At 44.2% G+C, this 23,299-nt stretch carries 21 protein-coding genes; 12 read left to right on the top strand and 9 right to left on the bottom strand.

From position 1 onward, the window contains the following. The first annotated feature begins 193 nt into the window (after positions 1–193). The 4 genes from ABDW02_RS10435 (at position 194) to ABDW02_RS10420 (ending at position 4,939) form a co-directional block, all read left to right on the top strand. Positions 194–1,738 carry a YceI family protein gene (locus ABDW02_RS10435; protein ID WP_343634497.1) on the top strand — a complete coding sequence of 515 codons (1,545 nt, stop codon included), beginning with the start codon at positions 194–196 and terminating at the stop codon, positions 1,736–1,738. Between the two features lie 156 nt (positions 1,739–1,894). Next, on the top strand, positions 1,895–2,770 hold the full coding sequence (locus ABDW02_RS10430; RefSeq protein ID WP_343634496.1) for a DUF2279 domain-containing protein: 876 nt from the start codon (positions 1,895–1,897) through the stop codon (positions 2,768–2,770). A gap of 89 nt (positions 2,771–2,859) precedes the next feature. After that, on the top strand, positions 2,860–4,104 hold the full coding sequence (locus ABDW02_RS10425) for a T9SS type A sorting domain-containing protein (protein ID WP_343634495.1): 1,245 nt from the start codon (positions 2,860–2,862) through the stop codon (positions 4,102–4,104). Beyond that, on the top strand, positions 4,094–4,939 hold the full coding sequence (locus ABDW02_RS10420) for an alpha/beta fold hydrolase (protein ID WP_343634494.1): 846 nt from the start codon (positions 4,094–4,096) through the stop codon (positions 4,937–4,939). The genes ABDW02_RS10425 and ABDW02_RS10420 overlap by 11 nt, the downstream gene beginning before the upstream one ends. A 23-nt stretch (positions 4,940–4,962) precedes the next feature. Here ABDW02_RS10420 and fabF read toward each other — a convergent pair whose 3' ends face one another. The 4 genes from fabF to ABDW02_RS10400 all read right to left on the bottom strand — a co-directional run bounded on the left by fabF (position 4,963) and on the right by ABDW02_RS10400 (position 8,337). Next, the gene (fabF, locus tag ABDW02_RS10415) at positions 4,963–6,207 is read right to left on the bottom strand and encodes a beta-ketoacyl-ACP synthase II (protein ID WP_343634493.1); all 1,245 of its coding nucleotides are present in this window, start codon (positions 6,205–6,207) and stop codon (positions 4,963–4,965) included. Positions 6,208–6,369: 162 nt separating this feature from the next. Continuing rightward, complete coding sequence (locus tag ABDW02_RS10410) at positions 6,370–6,675, bottom strand: SUF system Fe-S cluster assembly protein (protein ID WP_343634492.1); 306 nt, start codon at positions 6,673–6,675, stop codon at positions 6,370–6,372. A 1-nt stretch (position 6,676) separates the two neighbouring features. After that, positions 6,677–7,093: a SufE family protein gene (locus tag ABDW02_RS10405; protein ID WP_343634491.1), complete on the bottom strand. Its 417-nt coding sequence runs from the start codon at positions 7,091–7,093 to the stop codon at positions 6,677–6,679. Positions 7,094–7,101: 8 nt separating this feature from the next. Next, positions 7,102–8,337: a cysteine desulfurase gene (locus ABDW02_RS10400; protein ID WP_343634490.1), complete on the bottom strand. Its 1,236-nt coding sequence runs from the start codon at positions 8,335–8,337 to the stop codon at positions 7,102–7,104. Between the two features lie 98 nt (positions 8,338–8,435). Between ABDW02_RS10400 and ABDW02_RS10395 the strand changes: the two genes are divergently transcribed. Genes ABDW02_RS10395 through ABDW02_RS10385 form a run of 3 tightly spaced genes read left to right on the top strand, consistent with a single transcriptional unit; the run spans position 8,436 to position 10,978 of the window. Continuing rightward, entirely contained in the window at positions 8,436–9,089 is a 654-nt protein-coding gene (locus tag ABDW02_RS10395; protein WP_343634489.1) for a hypothetical protein, read from the top strand. Further along, positions 9,089–9,607, top strand: a complete 519-nt coding sequence (locus tag ABDW02_RS10390; protein WP_343634488.1) for a sigma-70 family RNA polymerase sigma factor — start codon at positions 9,089–9,091, stop codon at positions 9,605–9,607. Before ABDW02_RS10395 ends, ABDW02_RS10390 begins: the two co-directional genes overlap by 1 nt. A gap of 3 nt (positions 9,608–9,610) precedes the next feature. Then, positions 9,611–10,978: a hypothetical protein gene (locus ABDW02_RS10385; protein ID WP_343634487.1), complete on the top strand. Its 1,368-nt coding sequence runs from the start codon at positions 9,611–9,613 to the stop codon at positions 10,976–10,978. A 235-nt stretch (positions 10,979–11,213) separates the two neighbouring features. Here ABDW02_RS10385 and ABDW02_RS10380 read toward each other — a convergent pair whose 3' ends face one another. Continuing rightward, positions 11,214–11,945, bottom strand: coding sequence for a TlyA family RNA methyltransferase (locus tag ABDW02_RS10380; RefSeq protein ID WP_343634486.1), 732 nt, complete (start codon positions 11,943–11,945; stop codon positions 11,214–11,216). Positions 11,946–12,266: 321 nt separating this feature from the next. On the opposite strand from ABDW02_RS10380, the gene ABDW02_RS10375 reads away from it, so the two are divergent. Genes ABDW02_RS10375 through ABDW02_RS10365 form a run of 3 tightly spaced genes read left to right on the top strand, consistent with a single transcriptional unit; the run spans position 12,267 to position 15,648 of the window. Further along, positions 12,267–14,051, top strand: coding sequence for a gliding motility-associated C-terminal domain-containing protein (locus ABDW02_RS10375; protein ID WP_343634485.1), 1,785 nt, complete (start codon positions 12,267–12,269; stop codon positions 14,049–14,051). Between the two features lie 12 nt (positions 14,052–14,063). Then, entirely contained in the window at positions 14,064–15,302 is a 1,239-nt protein-coding gene (locus tag ABDW02_RS10370) for a hypothetical protein (protein WP_343634484.1), read from the top strand. Between the two features lie 13 nt (positions 15,303–15,315). Continuing rightward, positions 15,316–15,648 carry a hypothetical protein gene (locus ABDW02_RS10365; protein ID WP_343634483.1) on the top strand — a complete coding sequence of 111 codons (333 nt, stop codon included), beginning with the start codon at positions 15,316–15,318 and terminating at the stop codon, positions 15,646–15,648. Between the two features lie 77 nt (positions 15,649–15,725). On the opposite strand, the gene sufD is transcribed toward ABDW02_RS10365, so the two are convergent. The 4 genes from sufD to ABDW02_RS10345 form a co-directional block, all read right to left on the bottom strand. Continuing rightward, a complete protein-coding gene (sufD, locus tag ABDW02_RS10360; protein WP_343634482.1) occupies positions 15,726–16,994 on the bottom strand; it encodes a Fe-S cluster assembly protein SufD in 1,269 nt (422 codons plus the stop codon). A gap of 14 nt (positions 16,995–17,008) precedes the next feature. Continuing rightward, on the bottom strand, positions 17,009–17,761 hold the full coding sequence (sufC, locus tag ABDW02_RS10355; protein ID WP_343634481.1) for a Fe-S cluster assembly ATPase SufC: 753 nt from the start codon (positions 17,759–17,761) through the stop codon (positions 17,009–17,011). Positions 17,762–17,832: 71 nt separating this feature from the next. Then, positions 17,833–19,278 carry a Fe-S cluster assembly protein SufB gene (sufB, locus tag ABDW02_RS10350; protein ID WP_343634480.1) on the bottom strand — a complete coding sequence of 482 codons (1,446 nt, stop codon included), beginning with the start codon at positions 19,276–19,278 and terminating at the stop codon, positions 17,833–17,835. A gap of 17 nt (positions 19,279–19,295) precedes the next feature. Further along, positions 19,296–19,619 (bottom strand): iron-sulfur cluster assembly accessory protein, encoded by a 324-nt coding sequence (locus tag ABDW02_RS10345; protein WP_343634479.1) that lies wholly within the window; start codon positions 19,617–19,619, stop codon positions 19,296–19,298. A gap of 454 nt (positions 19,620–20,073) precedes the next feature. Here ABDW02_RS10345 and ABDW02_RS10340 point away from each other — a divergent pair, with 454 nt between their 5' ends. Both ABDW02_RS10340 and ABDW02_RS10335 read left to right on the top strand, forming a co-directional pair. Beyond that, positions 20,074–20,388: a hypothetical protein gene (locus ABDW02_RS10340; RefSeq protein ID WP_343634478.1), complete on the top strand. Its 315-nt coding sequence runs from the start codon at positions 20,074–20,076 to the stop codon at positions 20,386–20,388. A gap of 1 nt (position 20,389) precedes the next feature. Further along, complete coding sequence (locus tag ABDW02_RS10335; protein WP_343634477.1) at positions 20,390–23,194, top strand: gliding motility-associated C-terminal domain-containing protein; 2,805 nt, start codon at positions 20,390–20,392, stop codon at positions 23,192–23,194. The last annotated feature ends 105 nt before the right edge of the window (positions 23,195–23,299 follow it).

Below are 23,299 nucleotides of genomic sequence, written 5' to 3'. Positions count from 1 at the left end.
ATGTTGGATTATAGAAAAGGCAAGTATTGATTTGTGAATTTACGGGATAAGAACAGTAAATGATTCGTGTGCAAACAAGTCTAGTTGTTAAAATTTCTTTGGAAAGTTCATTTTTTTAAACTAATTTTTCACTTGGTTCCGGTAGTTACCGGGATGATTCCAATAGAAATAATTACTACTTAAAAAACACCACATGGAAAATTATCTGGGAATGGGCGTAGGGATTATTGCAATCGTAAGCGCCTTTTTGGTCCGTGCCGGATTTCTTTTTAAAACTTCATTGAGCATTGCTATCATTTGTTTAATCATCGCTTTGACCAATGGATTCGAGGAAGATCCTTCACTGGAAATGATCTGTTTTACATTGATCGGCATGATTGCTCTGGGATTTGTGATTTCCCTGCTTCCGGAAAAGATCCGGAAAATTGCCCCTTATTTTGTGGGATTGCTGGCATTGATCCCGATCGGGGCAAAGGCAAACTACCAGGGATTTGAGGTAAACTGGACATTTGAAGTGGCCGCATTTGCCATTATCGGTTCGATCATCCCGCTTTTCGCGAAAATAAAGGATTGGTTTGCGGAGCGCTGGTTCGGTGCCGACAAGGCAGAATTCAGCACGGCTGTTTCCCTGGTTTACCTCGGGATTTTTGTCTTTGTCGCGTCATTTATGGTATCCACTTTCGGAGTGATCTTATTGGCAACCGGATTTTTCGCTGCGAATCTCGGACTGCGCTCCAACAATGGATTGCAACTCGGAATAGCACTGTTCGCAGTTGCATGGATTTTCTTCTCTTTAAATTCCCTCGATGGAGCTTCGGATTCCTTGCTGAAAGGAAATTTGTGGATGGGGATACTGGCCGGTTTGGGGTCACTTTGGGTCTGCAAATCGATCAAAAACAACCGGGCTCGTGTTTTTATAAGCCTCTTCCTGCCGCTTCTGATTATCGGGATTTTGGTCAGTTTCGGATTGATCAACGAAAATTTCGGAGGAATGCCGACATACCTGGGGGCCATTATCGGAACGTCGCTTGCTTTGGCATTGGTTGAACAGCCGGAAGATGCGAAACCTTTTCACGGAATGCTTTTGCCGTTGATACTGATCGGCTTTACTTATCCGGTGGATAGCTGTTTGCAGCGCGAAAAACTAAAAATAGAAACGCTTTTGGCAGACTCCGGTGAAACTCCGAACCAATCTTCAGAGAAAAAAGACGTCATGGCTTTGCCGGCTATCGCACTCACGGATGGAGATGCAGGAGCATGGAAAAGTGTGGCTGCCAATTCAAAACTGGAATTTGAAGTAGGTCCGCCTGCAAGCAGAACAGCCGGTGCGATCAAAGATTTTACCGTTGACCTTCAACTGGATAAAGCCGGGGTCTTGAAATATTTGAATGTAGCTATGAAAAGCGGCAGTTTAACGACTTTCAATGACATCCGCGACGAATCGGTGCTAAGTGATGAATTTATCGAAAGCGAGAAATACCCGGAAATAACCTTCCGTTCAAAAGAAATCCGGAAAATGGGTGAGGATTACAAGATCACCGGCGACCTGGAATTCGTGGGAATGAAATCAGAAACGGTCATTGATCTGCGTTTTGTGTCGAAAGTGGATAAAGACGGAAGTGCTATACTGGTTTTTGTGGGAAAAACGACGGTAGACCGCACCAAACACAACATGACTTCCGATTCGAAAATCGGTGATTTGGTTGATGTAACCTTTGAAGTCGCTGTTTCACGCTAGGAAAGTTCAAAAAGAAAGTTCAAAAAGAAAGTTCAAAAAAAGTTTAAAGGAGTTCAAAGAGGTCAAGGGTCAAAGAGATTAATTAGAATTTGAACATTTGAACATTTTTAAATCCTGTCAAAAGAGATTAAAGACAGAAAGTTGTATTTTTCAGTCGTGAAAGTGCTCCTTTTCTGTCTTTTTTTTGCGTCTGTTTCCGTTTCTGCCCAGCAAGCGGATACTACGTGGAACAAGCGTTCTTATTGGGTCGGCGGAACGGATCTGGTATTGGGCGGAGGAAGTGTAGCCTTGCTTTCAGCGGTTTGGTATCAGGAATACCCCAAATCGAAATTCCACTCCTTTGACGATTCCAACGAATGGCTTTACATGGACAAATTCGGCCATGCATACACGGCTTATAAATTGTCGACCGTAAATTATGCAGCCTGGCGCTGGGCGCGAATGCCTAAAAAGAAAGCCGTGCTCGTTTCGGGAGGAATTGCCTGGACCTACCAGCTTTCCGTGGAAATTTTGGATGGATTCAGCGCGGAGTGGGGATTTTCCTGGGCCGATCTGACTGCAAATACAGCCGGGGTCGGTTTATTCCTGGGACAGCAATTGGGTTGGGACGAACAGCGTTTTCAACTCAAATTCGGTTACAAACCTTCACCTTATGCCGCAATCCGGCCGAATACCCTGGGTTCCAATTTCCCGGAAAGATTGCTGAAAGATTACAATGCACAAAGTTATTGGCTGTGCGTGGCTCCCGGAACGTTTTTCAAACAATCCAAATTCCCGAAATGGATCCAGGTTGGTTTCGGGTACAGCATCGATTCCAAACTAAACGGGGATTTAAATACTTACACAGATTTGAATACGGGTAAAACGTATTTCGCCAAACAGGAATATGCCATTTCACTGGATATTGACTGGGCACAACTTCCCATTAAAAAGCCGTGGTTAAAAAAGGTGTTGAAACCGTTGAATTCGATTAAAATACCTTTCCCGGCTGTCTTTTGGAGAAACGGTGTCTGTTATTTCGGAATGTTTTAAGTACCTTTAAAAGAGCTTGCCTATTTTCACAGGTCGAATTAAACTTTCTGCATACAACAACATCTAAACGGCAAACTAATACGCAACACATGAAAATACTTTCCGCACTCATTTTAACGATTCCGTTTTTAACAACAGCTCAATACTCAGATCCGAATGTGGGGAAACCAAGTTCGGGCTATGGTTCTGACGGGAGCTATACGGTAGCATCAGAAGCCTTCGAAAATGTCAATTTTCCGGGTGAAGACATCGTAATCTATCACCCGCAACAAATTACAACGCCGGTTCCTACGATTTTTTATTCACATGGTTATGGAGGAAATAACCCGGTTTACATCAAAGGTTTAACGGATTTCGTGGCCAAAAAAGGATATGCATTGGTTTTCGTTCCGTACCAAACTACAGGAGTATCCGTTCCGTTGCGCTATGAAAACCTGTTACAGGGATTCCGCAAGGCAGCGCGCGATTATCCGAACATTATCGACACCACCAGAGCGGCATTTATGGGCCATTCTTTTGGGGGCGGTGCTTCTTTCGGGAATGCATTCAAGTGCTTTACCGAAAATAACTGGGGAAGCAACGGGCGTTTTATCTATGTTTCCGCGCAGTGGTATTCCTATAATATCAGCCAGAATGATTTGCAGAATTTCCCTTCGGATGTCAGACTCGTTACGGAGATTTACGAAAGCGATTCTACGAATGACCATCGCCTGGCAGCAGATATTTTCCGGAATATTTCAATTGCAAATTCGGAAAAGGATTTCCTGGTGCTTCAAAGAGATACGGTGAACGGCTACATTTACCCGGCAGATCACAATACTCCCAATACGGTCATTGCTTTGAATGCGCATGATTACTACGGAATTTACCGCATTTTGGATGCATTGGCAGATTATGTGTGGAACGGTAACATCGCTGCGAAGGACGTTTGTCTCGGGAATGGTTCTGCAGCGCAGACAACGATGCCCGCCGGATTGAAACCCATTCTTCAGACAGATGCTCCGCACATTACAAGACCCATGAGCAGCTACCAGTTTCCGTGCGATTCATCCATTAACCTGAGAATCGGGTATTGCGAACCTTTGGGCGGGATCAGTGAAAATGACCTGCACCTGCTGAAAGTTTCTCCGAACCCTTTTCAAAGCGATTTTGTACTGGAAACAGCCAATGAACTCACGCAAATTCGCCTGGTGGATATTTCCGGGCATGAATTACCGGTGGAATATGCGAAAACGGCTACAGGAATTCGCGTAAAAGGAGAAAACCTGGAAAACGGAATTTACTTCCTGCAAACCTCTGCCGGAGTGGTGCAATTGATGAAATATGGAAAATAAGGTGTTCCGGATCGAAAGTCCGAATGGGACGATCAGGGGAAATTTTGCCTCCTGCGGACCGGATTCTGCTATCGTATTGATGGCTTGTGGCCACAATGGCTTTTACCATTTCGGGATGTTTCCCACGATCCAAAAATACCTGGCTGAGAACGGGATTTCTTCCATTGCGTTCAATTACACGCATTGCGGTATCTCCGGTGACGGCGATTATTTCGACGATTTGGAAAGCTATAAGAGCAATTGCCGCCGGCTGGAAGTGGAAGACCTGGTTTTTATGGCCAGGCAGCTGTCGGAAAATACTGTTTTCCATCAACCGGAACAATTATTCCTGTTCGGTCACAGTATGGGTGGTTTTTCAGCGATGTTTGCTTCGAAAGCCATGCAGGAAGCAGGAATAAAACTCAACGGAATTATTTTATTGAATTCACTTCGAACGCTGGATACACGCACTCCGGAAATCATGGAGGAATGGAAAGCAAACGGCGTGTATTTCAGGCCGAATATGCGCACAAAGCAGGAATTGCCGCAGGGACCGGAATTTTTAGCCGAAACTTTAGCAAGCGATTCTACCTGGAGCATGCAAACGGTGGTAGAGAAATTGACCATTCCGTGTTTTGTAGCACATGCTGTGGATGATGAAGCAGTTCCTTTCGAGCACGGCCGGACGATTTTCTCGTGGGTATATAAAAACAACCCTCAAAATGCATTCCTACCGATTCCGAACGCAGGCCATACTTTGAATACCACACATCCCATGAAAAGGGATTCGGAAGAATTGCAGTTTTTCTGTGAACAGGTGGTGAATTGGATAAAAACCACGTGGGCACGCGATTAATCGCGTGCCCACCGTTTTTTGCATTATATTTTCTTGAAAATCACGGTGGCAATGTGCCCACCGAAACCAAAGGTATTGCTCATGGCATAATTGATCTCTTTTGCTTTCCCTTTTCCTAGCGGGAAGTCATACAAATCTTTGAATTCCGGTTCGATCTCCGTAGTGTTGATTGTTGGAGGAACTACCGAATCGCGGATCGCCAGAATACAGGAAATGGCTTCCACTGCTCCGGCCGCTCCAAGCAAGTGACCGGTCATGGATTTTGTCCCCGAAACACTCAGGTCGGTTTTTTCACCGAAAACGCGTCTCAAAGCAATCAACTCGCTGTTATCTCCCTGAGGAGTAGAAGTGGCGTGCATGTTCACGTAGTCAATTTGTTCCGGACCGATTTCCGCATCGCGCAAGGCTTCTTCCATCCCCAAAACAGCTCCGTCTCCTTCCGGGTGCGTCCCCGTTAGGTGATAAGCATCAGCGGCCATTCCGCCACCGACAACTTCTGCATAGATTTTCGCACCACGAGCAACAGCATGTTCGTATTCTTCCAGGATGATTGCTCCGGCACCTTCACCCATCACGAAACCGTCGCGGGTTACATCAAACGGGCGTGAAGCTGTTTCGTAGGAATCATTGCGTTTAGACAAAGCCTGAGCGGAAGAGAATCCTCCGATCGCTGCTTCGTTGACTGCTGCTTCAGATCCGCCGGTAATGATCATATTTGCTTTTCCCCACTTGATGTAGTTGAAAGCATCGATCATAGCAGTGTTGGAAGTAGCACAGGCAGAAACTGCACAGTAATTGATTCCGCGCAGACCGTATTCCATGGAAATAATCCCGGAAGCAATGTCTACCAGGATTCTCGGGATAAAGAATGGCGTGAAGCGCGGAGTTCCGTCACCTGCACAATATTCTTTCATCTGGTCCTGGAATGTCTGGATTCCCCCGTTTCCGGATCCCCAGATCACCCCGATACGGTCGCGGTTCAATTCTTCGAAGTTAATTCCTGCATCAGCAACTGCTTCACGAACTGCAACCAGTGCGTATTGAGAAAACGGGTCGTATTTACGGATTTCCTTCACATCAAAGTGATCTGCCGGATTGTATCCTTTCACTTCACAAGCGAAAGTTGTTTTGAATTTCGATGTGTCAAATTTGGTAATCGGTGCTGCACCGCTTTTACCTGCTTTCATGTTGTTCCAAAAATCAGGAACGTTGTTTCCGATTGGTGTAAGGGCTCCCAAACCGGTAATTACAACTCTTCTTGTCATCATAAATTGTTTCGATTAACGGTGCAAATTTAAAAACTGTAGGGACGCAATGCATCGCGTCCCTACCATATTTTTAAATTTTATAAAAAAACGAGGGGGTCAAAACGTTCAAAGCGTTCAAAAAGTTTAAATGGAACTTTTGAACATTTCGTCTTTTGAACTGGTTTATAAAAATCCAAGTTCCAGCTTCGCTTCTTCGCTCATCATATCCTTGTCCCATGGCGGGTCGAATACAATGTTTACGTGTGCTTCGGACACTCCGTCCACACTTTCCACTTTCTCCTTCACGTCTTTCGGAAGGGATTCTGCAACGGGGCAGTTGGGAGAAGTCAGTGTCATATCGATTTCCACAACTCCTTCCTTGGAGATGCGAACCTCGTAGATTAAGCCCAATTCGTAGATATCAACCGGGATTTCCGGATCGAATATGGTTTTTAGTATTTCTACTATTTTGTCTTCTAAATGTTCCATCTTATTTTGCTAATGAGGACAATGCCAGTAATTTGATTTTTTTGACCATACTCAGTAATCCGTTTGCCCGAGTAGGTGAAAGATGTTCTTGTAGTCCGATGTCTGATATGAAATGAAGATCACTTTTTACGATGTCTTCCGGTGTTTCGTTGTCTAAAACGCGAATCAGCAAACCAATGATTCCTTTGGTGATGATCGCATCCGAATCTGCCGTTAACTGGAGTTTGTTGTTCTCAATGGCTGCATCAAGCCAAACACGGCTCTGGCAACCTTCGATCAAACGGTCGTCCGTTTTTTTCTCCGGGTCAATTAAAGGAAGTTCTTTTCCAAGCTCAATGATGTATTCGTATTTCTCCATCCAGTCGTCGTAGATAGAAAAATCATCAATGATTTCTTGTTGTTTTTGTTCTATTGTCATTTTCTCTCCTAACCCAGCATGGAAATACTCTTCTCCACTGCTGCTATAAATTGATCAATTTCTTCGCGTGTATTGTAAAATGCAAAGGAAGCGCGCACCGTTCCGGGAATCTGATAGAAATCCATCAATGGTTGTGTACAGTGATGTCCTGTTCTGACAGCAATTCCCTGTTTGTCCAGCAGTGTCCCGATGTCGAAAGGATGGATTCCGTCTACCGTAAAAGCAACCACGGAAGTTTTGTTCTTTGCTGTTCCGATCAGCTTGATATTTTCGAATGTTTCAAGCATTTCCTGTGCGTATTCGGTCAATTCACGCTCGTATTCTTCCAGTTCGTGCGGGTTGAACTGGTCCAGGTAGTTCAAAGCGGTTCCCAAACAAATTCCGCCGGCAATGTGCGGTGTTCCCGCTTCAAATTTAAACGGCAATTCGTTGTAAGTTGTACGCTCGAATGTTACTTTGGCAATCATATCACCGCCACCCTGGTAAGGAGGCATTTCATCCAAAAGCGCTTCTTTACCGTAAAGCACCCCGATTCCGGTAGGTCCGAAAACCTTGTGTCCGGAGAAGACGAAAAAGTCACAGTTCATGGCTGTAACGTCTACTTTTGTATGCTGTACGCTCTGCGCTCCGTCAATCAGTACTTTTGCTCCCACAGCGTGCGCTGCTTGAATGATCTGTTCTACCGGGTTAACCGTTCCCAAACTGTTTGAAATGTGGGTAACCGCAACCAGTTTCGTTTTGGAAGAAAGCATGTTCTGGTATTCTTCCATCAGCAATTCGCCGCGTTTATTGATCGGGATCACTTTCAGTACTAATTTCTTGCGTTCTGCCAGCATTTGCCACGGAACAATGTTGGAATGGTGTTCCATGGCGGAAATCATGATTTCATCTCCGGCGCTCAGTAATTCACCGAAAGAATTTGCAACGAGGTTAATTCCGTCGGTTGTTCCCTTGGTGAAAATAATTTCTTCTTTTTTTCCGGCATTAATAAACCGGCGGATAATTTCACGTGCTTCTTCGTATTCGTTCGTAGCCTTTTGGCTCAAATGGTGCACCCCGCGGTGGATGTTCGCATTGTCCTTGCTGTAATATTGGTTAATGGCATCCAGTACCATTTGCGGTTTTTGAGAAGTTGCGCCGTTATCAAAGTAGATGAGGTTCTTTCCGTATACTTGTTGGCGTAATGCAGGGAAGTCCTGGCGGATATCACGCACATTGAATTTTCTTTTTGATGGATTTTCCATGGTACAAAGGTAGCAAAATGCTATTTATAATACTTCTAAATAAGATTAATTTCCAACCTTTTTATTTTAGCTGTATCTTAGCTTTAAATTGTTTACAAATGAGGGCATTATACCTATTATTGATACTGGTGGTTTTAGGTTCCGGTTGTGAAAGATACAACTTGAAGCAGCCTGCTTATCTTGGACTAAATTGGAAATTTCAATCAACAACCAATAGTCAGGGAAATTATGCGGTAACAAAAGGGTTCTTTTATTCCAAAGAATTCACTGTTTCAGGTACTCGTGAAAAGGGCTCTCCGATTGAGATTACGAAGAGTTTACCCGCTCAGAAGGTACAGTTTTCCACGGAAGATGATTTGTACATTTCATTGGATGTACCTATGGGAAGTTACACGGAATTCAATTTGAAAACATTGATCGATAAGTCGAATAATCCGAGTATCCGTTTGGAAGGAACTTATTCTAAAGGACCGGAATCTTTTCCGATGGTCATTGAATGGACTGATTTGGATGATTTGAATTTTAAGATTCGAAATCCGTTCTTCCTGCAGAAAAAGAAGAATTACAAAGTGTTTATTGGGTTTGATATCAATAAATTGTTTTCGGAGGTTCCAAGTACTTTATCTAATGATCCTCAGAAGCCTTATCAAAACGGTGTTCCGACGGTGGTTATAAACAAGGATTACAACGTTAATATGTTTAATAAAATCACTGCACAAATACCAAACGCATTGGTTTTAACCGTTGAATAATGTCTGCAGAATACAAAGATATCATCGAAGGCTGCGCAAATTGGGAACGATCTGCACAGGAACGGTTGTATCGTCTTTTCTCGAAAGACCTGTTCAAGGTTTGTAAATTGTACGGTTCGGATACGCAGGATGCGGAAGATATGCTGCACGACGCGTACATGCACATTTATAAAAACATTGGTTCATATACATTTACAGGGTCGTTCGAAGGCTGGCTGCGAAGAGTTACCGTGAATTGCTGCCTTCAAACACTGCGTAAAAGAAAGAATTTCGCACAATTGGGAGATGTTCCTTTTGTGGACCAGGAAGAAGCGGATCTGGAAACAGGAATCCCATTTGCCAAAGTACTGGAAGAGATCAACCTGCTGCCAACAAAAGCGGGATTGGTGCTCAAATTATACGCGCTGGAAGGATGGTCGCATTCTGAAATCGCGGAAGAACTGGAAATTTCCGTGGGAACTTCCAAGTCACAATTGAATTATGCACGCTCCGTGCTCAAACAAAAATTGGTTTCATAAAACATGTCTTTAGACAAGGGATCACATACAAACCGGGAGTTCAAATCTCTGCAAAAATCCTTCGGGCAATGGGAGGCGGGTGAACCGTCTGCGGATGTCTGGGAAAATCTGGAGGCTGATTTGGCTGTTTCTGCTGTTTGGGACCGTTTGGATGAAACCCTGGAAGCAAACGGAAGTTCTGCAGACAAGGCATTGACAGATGCTTACGAAAACTGGTCGCCGAACAGTTCCGGAGACGGCTGGTCGCGATTGGAAGAAGAACTTTCCCGTGAACGTGTTTGGACCCGATTGAACAATACGCTGAATTATCCGGTTACAACCCGCATTCCATGGGTGAAAATGGCGGCAGCTTCCGTATTGTTCACATTCCTGGCATTTTATGCTGACCGCTTTACAGGTTCAGATATCCATCATTCCGGGACTGCTTATTTAGCAGTTGAGCATACTTCCGGACCGGAAAATACCGGTGCGAATCTTCCGATTGCTTCTGCTAACGGAACGGATAAAACGGTTGCTGTTGACGGAGCAAATGAAGTTCGCGTTAATAATGCGTTGAATAATACTCCTCGTAATACAAACACGGCGAACAAATTGCTGGTTTCGAATGCGAATCGGGTGAACCCGGTTAATAACGAGCAAGAAACTCGAAATAACGAATTGATCGCGAACCAAAATTCTGCTGGAAACCGTTCTGCTGAAAATACTTCCAATACAACTTCTGAAGAGACAACAGCAACAGATTTGGCTTCTTTGGATCAATTAGCTCCAAAAGGAGTTTCTGAATTCAGCGTACCGGGAACAGTGAGTGATTTTGACTTCCTGCCATCCCAGGCACCTTTCAGACCGAAGTTTAGTGTATTGGTCGGCGGACAGTTCTCCTTTATTAATGAGAAAGATAGAAGCGCGTTTTCCAGTTCGCTTCCTTCTATGGGAATTGCGGGAGATTTCCAGTACCACACATACTTAGGTAAATGGAGATTGACTCAGGACGTAGGTTTCAGTCAGTATGCACAGTCCAACGGAAGTTATGTAAACGGGCGCTATACGAATTCAAACCAAAAACTGAATACCGTTCATTTGATTTCTTCCGTAGGTTATTCTTTCAAAGGAGTAACAATTTCCGGAGGAATTGCTGTAAACCGTTTATTGAATGGGTACGAGGAAAGCAGAACAGCTATTACGAATGTGTACAATTCGAAGAAATTACAAATCGGGGCAACCGCCGGCGTAGATTACCATTTTACGCCGTTCAGAAACAAAACAGCTTTGGGATTAGGCATTCAATACCAGTTTGTTTCCAGGCTGAAAAGCGAGAATACGGTGTTTAATGACATCCAGGGTGTGAAGCTCCAGATAAAATATTCATTTTAATTTCCAACCTTTTAAAAGATAGTGCATCTAAGGGGTAGAAAGATATTTATTTCGTTGTCAACTTCTCCAAAGGAGTTTGAAAAATTACTACAGCTCAAACGATAACGAAATAGTCGAGGCAAGGTAGAACTGGCTTGAATAAGTCCCCTGAATTTTCGGGGGATTTTTTTATTCCCATGGAAAAACTTAACCCTTAAAAGAATATGCAAAAAGAAATCTGCGCAATCAGCGGGAACTATTTCTTTACAGCGTACATCAGGAATTCCTTGTTCCCATCTCCTCCGATGATTGGTGAATCAATAATCCCTTTCACTTCAAAATGAGAATCCGCCGCTGACTTTTCGATGCGTTTCAGAATATCCGGGTAAACGGACGCGCTTTTCACTACGCCATGCTTATTCAGAAAACGTTTTTCCAGTTCGAACTGGGGCTTAATTAAGGCAACAAGTATTCCACCTTCCTTTACGAAAGAACCGGTAAACGGAAGGACTTTTTCCAGGGAAATGAACGAAACATCTATCACAATCCCATCAACAGGTTCCGGAATATGCGATGTTGTTAATTCACGGATATGCGTTTTTTCAATATTCGTGACAGAAGGATTGCTGCGAATGCGTTCGTGCAATTGCCCGTGGCCTACATCTACGCAAAAAACATGTTTGGCACCTTTGCTCAACAATACTTCCGTAAAACCTCCGGTAGAAGCTCCCAGGTCGATGAAAGTATGGCAGCTTGCAGAGATTTGGAAATGTTCCAGCGCTTTCAGTAATTTCAACGCACCCCTGGAAACCCAGGTCAATTCTTCGTTTAACAACAGGATTTTGGCATCGATAGCAATTTTCTTTCCGGGTTTTTCCACGGAAATTCCATTGACCAATACATCGCCGTTCTTGATCAGTTCTTCACCGCGTGTCCGGGAGGTTACCAATCCGCGGTCGACCAATAATTTATCCAAGCGCTCTTCCATGCTGCAAAGTTAGCTTAAATAATGGCTGATTGTTCCTGATAATTATCGGCGATGCTATTTGGATGATTGTGTGAAAGCAAAGTGTGAGAACGCGCATTTTCAGAATCTGCACTTTTGCGGAGGTTATTTAAGTGAGTCAAAAACCTGATTATTTAACTTTAAAATTAAAATCTGAAAACAGAAGAAATTTTATTTCACAAATTAACGCTCATTTTCACCTAATTCTAATAAAATCAGCACGATAAGCAACTAATTTTCATAGTTATACGTCTGGTTTTGAATAGCGTTAATTATATTTGTTGCACATTAATTGTACACTACATGAAACTACTAACTCGTGCGTTGCTGGGAGGGATATTTCTGCCGCTCTCTTCTTTCGGACAGATCCTCTTCTCAAACGGTGCTTTGCTTTCCGTCTCTTCCGGGGCGATAGTGCAGGTAAACGGAGGTGCAGAACTCGCACAAACAACCAATTTTACGAATCAGGGTACCGTTACAATTACCAAGAATTCGACTTTCCCGAATCCCGGAAACTTTCAAATCGGAAATAACTCCACCGCAAGCGGAAATGGGTTTTACCTGGTTGAACAGGATTGGGTGAACAACGGAACGTTCAATTTCGGAACTTCAACCGTTACTTTGTTCGGGAATACCCAACAATTGATTACTTCTACAAACGGAGTTTCAACCGTTTTTAATAACCTGGTACTTACCGGTGCCGGAGTTGGGGCCAACCGCAAGAAAACATTGCAGGGTGTGAACGCCTCCACGGGTGTTTCAGGAACCCTTCAGTTGAATGACCGGGAACTGGAAACTCAAACCAATTCTTTTTTTGTATTGAATCCAGCTGTTGCGGCAGTTACATATTCCAATACCTTCGGGGCTGAAGGTTTTGTGAGCAGTTTGGAACCGGGAACACTTTCGCGGATTACAAATTTCGCAAATACATATATTTTCCCGACCGGTTCAAGTGACGGAACCCTGCGTTTTCGACCTGTGGAATTGACCCCACAAACAAATATCGGATCGGAATATACGGTTCGTTTCAATAATTACGATGCCAACACGGATGCATTTGACCGGAACGAGAATGACGGAAGCATGTGTGCATTGAACCCGGCTTATTACCATTCTATTGAACGGTTGATCGGAAATGCTCCTACGGATGTCCGCTTGTTTTATGTGATCGCAACTGACGGTGACTGGACAGGTATGGCACATTGGAGAACCGCAAGCTCGGATTGGAACGATATGAGTGCCAATACGTCGGCTATCAACGGCGGATTTACTACCCGCACAAGAACCGGTTGGAATTTTACGAATCCAGGGTTTCCTTATATTTTGTCGACAACAAGACCTGGTCCTCCTGATTTGAATTGTCCGGCAGTTTGTGAGAATTCCTTCAATAACGTATTTTCCGTAAACGGAGGATCCGGAAATTTCCAATGGACTTTTCCTTCAAACGGTACAATTACCTCCGGACAAGGAACTTCGAGTGTATTGGTTGACTGGACCACCGGAAGCGGCGAGATCACAGTGGTAGATATGGGAGCGAACGGATGCAGCTCACAGCCCGGAACGTGTACACCAACGATTAAACCTTCACCCGCTGCACAATTCAGCTACACGGAAGAAGGAACAAGCTATGCGTTTACAGATGAAAGTACCGGGTCAATTACTGCCTGGAACTGGAATTTCGGGGACGGACAGGGTTCGACGACTCAAAATCCGTCGCACAATTACGAAGACAATGGCGATGCTTACAGCGTAGTTTTGCAGGTAACTGCGGCAAACGGGTGTATGGCTAGCCTGACGCAGGTCATCGAAATCTTCCAGGATATTACCGTTCCGAATATCATTACACCGAACGGTGACGGAACGAATGACTTTTTCTTAATTAAAACAGCAGGAATTAAATCTTATGACCTTGTCATCGTCAACCGATGGGGGAATATGGTTTTCCAATCAAGTGATCCTAACGTAATCTGGGATGGAAAAAGTGATGGAAAACCGGTGGATGAAGGAGTTTACTTCTATAAATTAAAGGCTTCATCTGCTACAAAAGAATACAATTATCAAGGCAACGTAACAGTTGTCAGAAACTAATCAAAAATTACTATGCTACAAAAACAGAACTTTATTGCGGCTATAGCATTCGTCTTCGGAGTGGGGGCGGTTTATGCTCAAAACAATGTAGGAATCGGAACAACTACACCGAATGCAAATGCTATTTTGGAAATGCAATCCACCAGTCAGGGAGTATTGGTGCCAAGAATGACAACCGTTCAACGGAATGCCATTGCTGCTCCTACGGAAGGATTGCTTGTTTATGATATTGATGTGAATTGCTTTTTCTTTTATGAAAGCACTGCTGCGTCCTGGACAAGTTTATGCAGTGCCGGTGGAGTAGGGCCACAAGGTCCGGCAGGACCTGCGGGTCCTACAGGTGCAACCGGAGCAACAGGCCCGGCTGGTCCGGCGGGAGCTACCGGTGCAGCGGGTCCACAAGGCCCGATCGGTTTAACTGGTCCGGCAGGACCAGCTGGCGCAGCAGGACCGGCAGGCCCACAAGGCCCTGCGGGAACAAACGGTATTGACGGAGCACCAGGAGCAACAGGTCCTGCAGGCCCACAAGGTCCGATTGGAGCGACAGGTCCTCAAGGCCCGGCAGGAACAAATGGTGTTGATGGAGCACCGGGAGCAACAGGTCCGGCAGGTCCACAAGGTCCAATTGGAGCAACGGGTCCTCAAGGTCCAGCGGGTCCGGCAGGAACAAATGGTGTTGACGGAGCACCGGGAGCAACAGGTCCGGCAGGACCACAAGGTCCGATTGGTGCTACAGGTCCTCAAGGTCCAGCGGGTCCGGCAGGACCAACAGGAGCTACGGGTGCAACCGGTGCAACAGGTCCTCAAGGTCCATCAGGAGTAGTTGCTACTTATTATGTGTCTTCTACCGGGTATATAACAAATCCGGCAACCTTGACATTAATTCCCGGATGTTCACAAACAATTAGTTTGACTGCAGGACAAAAAGTAATGATCCATGCTGTTGTCGGAGGTAATATTACTTCACTTACCGTAGGGCAATGGGCAGATGTAAGAGCATGTATTTTTGTCAACGGGGGATTTTTACCTACCGGGGCTTATTCTCAGATGTATTGGGATAATACCAGCGGACATACAACTACCGGAGGAGGAATTTTGCCGTTAAGCACGATGTATACGGTACCTACAACAGGCAGTTATACTTTCGGATTGTACGGATTGAAATATGCTGGTTCCGGAACTGCACAAATGGGAGGAAATGCTGCTGTAAATTCAAATGCAGGAGAAATGACAATCGTGGTGTTTAATTAATTTGGAAAGCAATATGAAGTCTATTTTTTTATTAGGAGGAATGGCCCTGTTTTCAGTGGTTGGTTTCTCCCAGGAACTGAAAGTTTCCAATCAAAGAACTGCTGTTGCCGACCCCAATCAAAAACAACTGCCCGTAACTGAAAATACGGCAGGAGGAACTTTGATTGTCGCTCAGCCAATTGAAAGAGCAATGAATGCTGCTGAACAATCTTCTGAAAAGACAGCGGGAAATGCACCTGTTGGTTCATCTGTTCATCTGATTAATGCTACGGAAAGAGCAAGCAATCAATCTTCGAATCCTGTTCCGGAAAAACCGGCTAATTCAACAAACAAAAAACCGGAATAGTTCCGGAATATCAGATCATAAAAAAATCCAGCTGAAGGCTGGATTTTTTGTTTTGCAGAAAGAACAGAATCGGTTTATTATTCAATAACCCAATTGAACCGTTCTTTCAATATTTCATGGATGCGGCTAGTAACCGCTTCGTTTTCAATTTTTTGGATCACATCTTCGATGAAAGCACCTACCATCAATTGTCTGGCGCTTGCTTCGCTCAAACCTCGTGCACGCAGGTAGAAAACCGCTTCTTCGTCCAATTGCCCGGTTGTAGAGCCGTGTGAACATTTCACGTCATCAGCATAGATTTCCAATTCCGGTTTGCTGTTGATCGTGGCGTCATCACTCAATAACACGTTACCATTTGACTGGAACGCATTGATTTTTTGAGCATCTTTACGTACGAATACTTTTCCGTTGAAAACAGCAGTTGCTTTTCCGTCGATAACACCTTTATACAATTCATTGGATTCGCAGTTGGCCACTTTATGATCTACAACTGTGTGATTATCCACATGCTGGTTTCCGTTCAGGATGTAAGCTCCGTTCAGATGCGTTTCGCAATTCTGGCCGTCTACCTTAATCGTGAGGTTATTACGTACCAATAAACCGTTTAAAGTAACCGTATTAATGGTGAAGTTCGAATCCTGGTGTTGGTTTACCAATTCGGTAGAAACCTGGAAACACGATTCGTTTTCTTCCTGTAATTTATCGATCGTCAGTTTTGCGTTCTTTCCAACGTGGATTTCAGAAATCACATTCGTGAAATTATCCGAACCGTTTACAGAAATGGAACGCTGAATGAACTTCACTTCTGAAAATGCTTCCGCAACGAATACGTGTCTCAGATTGGAAAGGATATGGGAGTTGGTATTGATCTGGATGATCTCAATCACCGGTTCGATCTGCATTTTTGCAGAAACGTGGACGTACAATCCGTCCGTTGTATAAGCGGTATTGATGGAAGAGAAAACTTCTCCGTCCAATAAGACATTTCCACCCAAAACACGTACTTCAGCTTCATCCATTTGAGAAAGCGGAAGAATTTTAAGGCCTTCCGGATACGAGTTGGAAGAAAGTTCGCTTGAGAAATGTCCGTTCACAAAAACGTATTGAACGTTCTCTGTTGAAAGTCCGAAATTTCCTGAAACAGAAACCGGGTTTTCCTGGATGGATAATTCGCTGTTTTTAATTCTGGCAACACGGGTATATTTCCATGCTTCCGTTTTGGTCGTTGGAAAAGGGGTGTTTTCCAGGACTTCAAGCGCTTTCCGGCGCAGTTCCGGGTTTAAGGGAAAAGCTCCTTTTAATTGCCAATTCACACTTGCTGCCGATTCTTTTTCAATGGTTTGCATCTGCATGATTTAAATTAATGAGCAAATTCTGCTTTAATCCAGTCGTATCCTTTTTCTTCCAGTTCAAGAGCCAATTCTTTCGGTCCTGATTTTACAATCTGTCCGTTGTAAAGAACGTGCACGAAATCCGGAACGATATAATCCAGCAAACGTTGGTAATGCGTGATTACGATTGTTGCGTTCTTATCTGATTTCAATTTATTGACACCGTTGGCAACGATACGAAGTGCATCGATATCCAATCCGGAATCCGTTTCATCGAGGATCGCCAATTTCGGGTCAAGCATCGCCATTTGGAAGATCTCGTTGCGTTTCTTCTCTCCTCCGGAAAATCCTTCGTTTACGGAACGGGAAGCCAGTTTTGCATCCAATTCAACGATAGCTGACTTTTCCTTTACCAGAGCCATGAAATCTTTTGCCGAAATGGTGCTTTCTCCACGGTATTCACGGATTTCATTCAAAGCCGTGCGCAGGAAATTTACATTGGAAACCCCAGGTATCTCAACCGGATATTGAAATGCTAAGAACAAACCTTCTCTGGCGCGGTCTTCCGTTGCCATTTCCAGCAAATCAGTTCCGTCAAAATCTACAGAACCTGCTGTGATTTCATATTCTTCGCGTCCTGCCAAAACACTCGCCAAAGTACTTTTTCCGGCACCGTTCGGCCCCATGATTGCGTGAACTTCACCTGCTTTTACTTCTAAGTTCAACCCTTTCAGGATTTCTTTCCCGTCAATCGACGCGTGTAAATTTGTGATCTTTAACATCTTATTCTTCAATTCTGAATTTCAGAATTATCAATTCCTTGATAATTCATAATTAATCCATTAATAATTTTCTATCCTACTGACCCTTCCAAACTGATGGTCAATAATTTTTGTGCTTCTACGGCAAATTCCATCGGAAGCTGGTTCAATACTTCTTTACAATATCCGTTTACGATCAAACTGATCGCTTTTTCTTCCGAAATTCCCCGTTGAAGGCAGTAAAAAATCTGGTCTTCTCCGATTTTGGATGTCGTTGCTTCGTGCTCAATTTTAGCACTCGGGTTTTTACATTCGATGTATGGGAAAGTATGTGCACCACACTCATCGGTCATCAATAAGGAATCACATTGAGAGAAGTTTCTCGCATTGTGCGCATTCTTGTGGATCTGAACCAATCCGCGGTAAGAGTTGTGGGATTTTCCTGCTGAGATTCCTTTGGAAATGATCGTACTTTTGGTGTTTTTACCCAGGTGGATCATTTTTGTTCCGGTATCCGCCTGCTGGAAGTTGTTGGTAACTGCAACCGAGTAGAATTCCCCGATCGAGTTATCTCCTTTCAGGATACATGACGGATATTTCCAGGTTACTGCCGAACCTGTTTCCACCTGTGTCCAGGAAATTTTGGCGTTTGTTTCACAAATTCCGCGTTTGGTCACGAAGTTGAAAACTCCTCCGTCTCCGTTTTTATCTCCCGGATACCAGTTCTGAACAGTCGAGTATTTGATCTCTGCATCTTTCAATGCAATCAATTCTACTACCGCAGCGTGTAACTGATTTTCATCGCGCTGTGGAGCCGTACATCCTTCCAGGTATGAAACATAAGATCCTTCGTCGGCAATAACCAATGTGCGTTCGAACTGACCTGTGTTTGCTTCGTTGATACGGAAGTAAGTGGATAATTCCATCGGGCATCTGACACCTTTCGGTATGTAGCAGAAAGAACCGTCGGTAAATACAGCTGAATTCAGCGCGGCATAAAAATTATCCGTTGCCGGAACCACAGAACCCATGTATTGTTTCACCAATTCCGGGTGTTCCTGTACTGCTTCGGAAAACGAGCAGAAGATAATTCCCAGTTCCTTCAATTTGGATTTAAAGCTGGTTGCCACAGAAACGGAATCCATCACGAAATCCACTGCAACACCTGTCAAACGTTGTTGTTCCTCCAATGAAATTCCCAATTTTGCCATGGTTTCTTTCATTTCAGGATCCACGTCATCCCAGCTTTCGTATTTTTTAGTCTGTTTCGGAGCTGCGTAATACGAGATTCCCTGGAAATTTGGTTTCGGATAGGAAATATGCGCCCAGGAAGGTTCAGTCATTTCTGACCAGATCTTGTAGCATTTCAAGCGGTAATCCAATAGCCATTCCGGTTCTTCTTTCTTGGCAGAAATAAACCGGATAATATCTTCGTTCAATCCAAGCGGCGCTCTGTCGGATTCGATATCGGTCGTAAAACCGAATTTGTATTCCGAGTTCTCTAAGTCCTTCGCTAAGTCGTTTTCAGTATAACCCATCTAAATTTTGTACTTTATTATAAGGAGAAAGATTCTCCGCAACCGCAGGTTCTGCCTGCATTCGGATTCGAAAACACAAATCCTTTTCCGTTCAATCCGCCTGAAAAATCCAGGGTCGTTCCGACCAGGTATAAAAAGCTTTTTTTGTCCACAACAACCTTAATTCCGTTGTCTTCAAAAATCTTATCGTCTGTGTTTTCCTGGTTGTCAAATGTAAGTTGGTACATCAATCCGGAGCAACCTCCGCCCTCAACTCCAACACGAATGAAATAGCCTGCTTTGCCTTCGTCTTCCATCAAGCGAATCGCTTGTTTTTTGGCTTGTTCTGTTACTGTAATCATGACAAGTATGTTGTTCTTTATTTAGATTAATTTTAAATAAAGCTGTATTTCGTTGACAAAAATACCACATTTATGGTATAGGTGCAATAAAATGGCAAAGATAATTGAGTATCACCGTTATTTTATTTTAAATCAGTCCAAATAAGCAGCCGCTAATAGAATGAGGAATTTAAATGCGGTTTTTTCTATTCGGAAAATAACCGGAAATTATTGATTTATCAATGGAATTTGTGATCTGTCATTGATTCGGGCTGAACAGTGCCCAACGAGCGGAAATTTCAAACAAAGACAATTCGTTTGTTTTTTTAAAACCCTCAAAAATAAAGGGTTTCGGACTTGATATATCAACGAAAAAAAACGTTGAAAGAGTGCAACTTTTCCAAAAACCGCCTCGTTTTGCTTAAAACAGTACTGAAACAACCATTAAAGTAATATTGTTATACCTCTGCTAAAAATGAGAAAAATAATTCTTTTGGGCCTGTACGCGTCCTTTGTATCGCTCGCAGGCCATTCGCAAACAAATACCACCCAATTACCGAATGGGGTGATTGTTCACCAGGCCCAGGGAGTGGAAAAAACACCTGAGGCAAAAAATGAGAAACAGGTTCATGTCAGAACGCTTCAGGATTTAACACTCCCGGAATGCATCGATGCTTTGGCAGATACCGAAATGAAGCTGAATGAAGCCTCAGAAGCCGACCGCGAACGTTATCTGGCTGAGAAAGCCCGCATTGTTCAACGGATTAACGAACTTAAAGCAGTCAATTAAGATGAAAAAGTTATTGATTCTTCTGGCGCTGGTAAGTTCAGTGTACAGCTACGGACAGTTGGTTGCAAACGGAAATTCGGGTGCTTCTACGACCGCATATACCAACGGAGCTCCGAATGATCCTATTTATATCTGGTGCGGAAATACGTTAAACGCTCAGCAGGGAAGTTTAACTGCTACCCCGACAAGTGGAACAGGTCCGTTTACCTTTAACTGGTTCTATCACGATCAGGCAACCTCTTCCTGGCAATCGTTATCGGTTGAAGCGGGAGTAAGCACTTCTACAATCTCCAATCTTCCAAGTGACGGTTATCGGGTAGAGATCCGCGACGCTTCCAATACATTGATAGATTGTTTTGTGGCCTGGGTTTGGAATTTAAATACCGAAGTAACGGCTTCCAGTTCATTGTCGAATTGTAACAATGCGTCACTGTCTTCGACAGTAAATACCACGGGTTCATTCTCGTACTATAATCCGCCGCCGCCGCAATCCCTGATCAATTCAAATACGCAGATTCAGGTTTGTTTTACTGCAAATCATACATTTGTTTCGGATTTGGCATTCTATTTAGTAGGGCCACCGGCTTGCGGATCCCCAACTATTCTCTTACTTCCTAACCCGGGAGCAATCGGACAGGGCTCAACCTGTAACAGCGGTGACAATGTAAATAACCTGTGCTTTACAACATCAGGCGGAGGCAATATCAACGTGTGTAATCCGTCTCCGTCTTCTTTAAGCGGAACTTACAGTACTTACGGACCTTCCAATACACCGATCAACTGGTCGTCATTGATAGGCTGTAATGCTGCCGGAGGAGGCTGGGCCGTTCAGATTTACGACTGTATCGGAGCGGACGTCGGTGCGTTGACGAATGCCAACATCACTTTTTCAAACTTAACTTCGATCTGTGGTTCTCCAACTACTATTTCATATAGTTCCGGGGCAATCAATTCGGTTATTAACGATAATTCCTGTACTGCTGCTTCGGCTTCTATTTTCCAGGTACCGGTTTCGCCAACTTTAACCACACCGATTACCATTACTGCTACAACCACTTTGTTGTGGGCAGGTCCGGGTGCTATCGCAGATCCGACTACAGGTACGACAACTTCGACCGGATTACCGGCGGGAACTTCTACTTTTACATTGACTGCAACTACAACTTACGGTACAACGACTTGTTCACCTCCGGCTGCTTCAACCAGTGTAACGGTTGTTTATCCTACGGTGGATGCAGGACCGGATCAAACGGTTTGTATGGGTCAATCGGTAACGCTTTCCGGTTCCGGAGCACAAACCTATACCTGGAATAACGGTGTAACGAACGGTGTTCCTTTCGTTCCGGGTGCTACCACAACTTATACCGTAACAGGAACTGCTGCAAACGGGTGTACGGATACGGATGATGTACTTGTAACCGTGAATACAACCATTCCGGTAGGTGCAGGACAAGACCAGTCGGTTTGTATGGGACAACCGGTAACACTTTCCGGTTCGGGAGCACAAACGTATACCTGGAATAACGGCGTAACGAACGGCGTTCCTTTTGTACCGGCTTCAACAGCAACTTATACCGTAACTGGAACCGATGCAAACGGTTGCACGGGAACAGATCAGGTAGTGGTGACCGTAAATCCGCTTCCGGTGGTTGATGCAGGACCGGCTCAAAACGTTTGTCAGGGAACATCTGTTACACTCAATGGTTCTGGAGCTCAAACGTATACCTGGAACAATGGAGTAACGAACGGAGTTCCGTTCATTGCAAATGCAACAACGACTTATACCGTAACAGGAACCAATGCAAACGGTTGTACGAATACCGACCAGGTTACGATCACCATCAATCCTGCTCCAACGGTCAATGCCGGTGCAGATCAGGCGGTTTGTCAGGGTGCAGGTGTTACACTGACAGCTACTGGTGCTCAATCATACTCCTGGAATAACGGTGTAACGAACGGAGTTTCTTTTGTTCCGGGGTCAACTGCCACTTATACAGTTACCGGGACAGCTGCGAACGGTTGTACAGGAACGGATCAGGTGATTATAACTGTAAACCCGATTCCGGTTGTAAATGGGGGAGCGAACCAGACGATTTGTGAAGGAAGTCCGTTTATTTTGAGCGGTTCCGGTGCGCAAACGTATACATGGAATAACGGAGTAACGAATGGAGCGCCATTTACGCCGCCACTGGGAACGAATACCTATGTAGTAACAGGAACTACCGCCGCGGGTTGTCAAAGTACGGACACGGTTGTGATCACGGTTATTTTGGTTCCAACAGCTGTTTTGGGAAGTAACTCCGTGCTTTCCGGGTATCCGGGGCTGGAAGTTGAGTTTACCAACTCCAGTTTGAATTCAAATTCCTACAACTTTGCCTATGGAAACGGTTCTTCCTACAATACGACCAATATTTTGGCAACACCGAGTGTTACTTATCAAACACCGGGAACGTATACGGTTATTTTGACTGCGAGTAACGGAGTTTGCCAGGATACAGCTCACTTGGAAGTGATTGTTATTCCTTTCCCTCCGATGTCGATCGTAGCACCGAATATTTTCACTCCGAACGGTGACGGTAAGAACGATATATTCTTTATTCGCTTGGAAAATGCTACGGCTATTGACGTAACGATCGTAAACAGATGGGGAAATAAAATGGTGAGTTTCTCCGGGTTGAACAGCTACTGGGATGGTACTGTCAACGGAAACTTAGCAGATGAAGGAGTTTATTTCTACAACTATACAGCAACAGGCCTTGACGGAACCACGCAAACCGGACAAGGAAATGTCCAGTTAATTAAATAGAATTCATCAAATCCAGATAATACGAAAGGGGCGCAGGGTGTTTATATTCAAAACCGGCGCTCCTTTTTTTGTGAAAAATGCTGGTTGATTGAAAGTTATATTTTT

This window comes from Fluviicola sp. (genome assembly GCF_039596395.1).
Taxonomy (GTDB): domain Bacteria; phylum Bacteroidota; class Bacteroidia; order Flavobacteriales_D; family Crocinitomicaceae; genus Fluviicola.
Note: the sequence above shows the minus strand (reverse complement) of the source record. Positions and strands in the feature narration are given on the sequence as shown.

Bases quoted from the DNA above. Each gene is read 5' to 3' on its own strand.
- ABDW02_RS10435 (WP_343634497.1), top strand. From the start codon at position 194: ATGGAAAATTATCTGGGAATGGGCGTAGGGATTATTGCAATCGTAAGC.
- ABDW02_RS10425 (WP_343634495.1), top strand. From the start codon at position 2,860: ATGAAAATACTTTCCGCACTCATTTTAACGATTCCGTTTTTAACAACA.
- ABDW02_RS10420 (WP_343634494.1), top strand. From the start codon at position 4,094: ATGGAAAATAAGGTGTTCCGGATCGAAAGTCCGAATGGGACGATCAGG.
- fabF (WP_343634493.1), bottom strand. From the start codon at position 6,207: ATGATGACAAGAAGAGTTGTAATTACCGGTTTGGGAGCCCTTACACCA.
- ABDW02_RS10410 (WP_343634492.1), bottom strand. From the start codon at position 6,675: ATGGAACATTTAGAAGACAAAATAGTAGAAATACTAAAAACCATATTC.
- ABDW02_RS10405 (WP_343634491.1), bottom strand. From the start codon at position 7,093: ATGACAATAGAACAAAAACAACAAGAAATCATTGATGATTTTTCTATC.
- ABDW02_RS10400 (WP_343634490.1), bottom strand. From the start codon at position 8,337: ATGGAAAATCCATCAAAAAGAAAATTCAATGTGCGTGATATCCGCCAG.
- ABDW02_RS10395 (WP_343634489.1), top strand. From the start codon at position 8,436: ATGAGGGCATTATACCTATTATTGATACTGGTGGTTTTAGGTTCCGGT.
- ABDW02_RS10390 (WP_343634488.1), top strand. From the start codon at position 9,089: ATGTCTGCAGAATACAAAGATATCATCGAAGGCTGCGCAAATTGGGAA.
- ABDW02_RS10385 (WP_343634487.1), top strand. From the start codon at position 9,611: ATGTCTTTAGACAAGGGATCACATACAAACCGGGAGTTCAAATCTCTG.
- ABDW02_RS10380 (WP_343634486.1), bottom strand. From the start codon at position 11,945: ATGGAAGAGCGCTTGGATAAATTATTGGTCGACCGCGGATTGGTAACC.
- ABDW02_RS10375 (WP_343634485.1), top strand. From the start codon at position 12,267: ATGAAACTACTAACTCGTGCGTTGCTGGGAGGGATATTTCTGCCGCTC.
- ABDW02_RS10370 (WP_343634484.1), top strand. From the start codon at position 14,064: ATGCTACAAAAACAGAACTTTATTGCGGCTATAGCATTCGTCTTCGGA.
- ABDW02_RS10365 (WP_343634483.1), top strand. From the start codon at position 15,316: ATGAAGTCTATTTTTTTATTAGGAGGAATGGCCCTGTTTTCAGTGGTT.
- sufD (WP_343634482.1), bottom strand. From the start codon at position 16,994: ATGCAAACCATTGAAAAAGAATCGGCAGCAAGTGTGAATTGGCAATTA.
- sufC (WP_343634481.1), bottom strand. From the start codon at position 17,761: ATGTTAAAGATCACAAATTTACACGCGTCGATTGACGGGAAAGAAATC.
- sufB (WP_343634480.1), bottom strand. From the start codon at position 19,278: ATGGGTTATACTGAAAACGACTTAGCGAAGGACTTAGAGAACTCGGAA.
- ABDW02_RS10345 (WP_343634479.1), bottom strand. From the start codon at position 19,619: ATGATTACAGTAACAGAACAAGCCAAAAAACAAGCGATTCGCTTGATG.
- ABDW02_RS10340 (WP_343634478.1), top strand. From the start codon at position 20,074: ATGAGAAAAATAATTCTTTTGGGCCTGTACGCGTCCTTTGTATCGCTC.
- ABDW02_RS10335 (WP_343634477.1), top strand. From the start codon at position 20,390: ATGAAAAAGTTATTGATTCTTCTGGCGCTGGTAAGTTCAGTGTACAGC.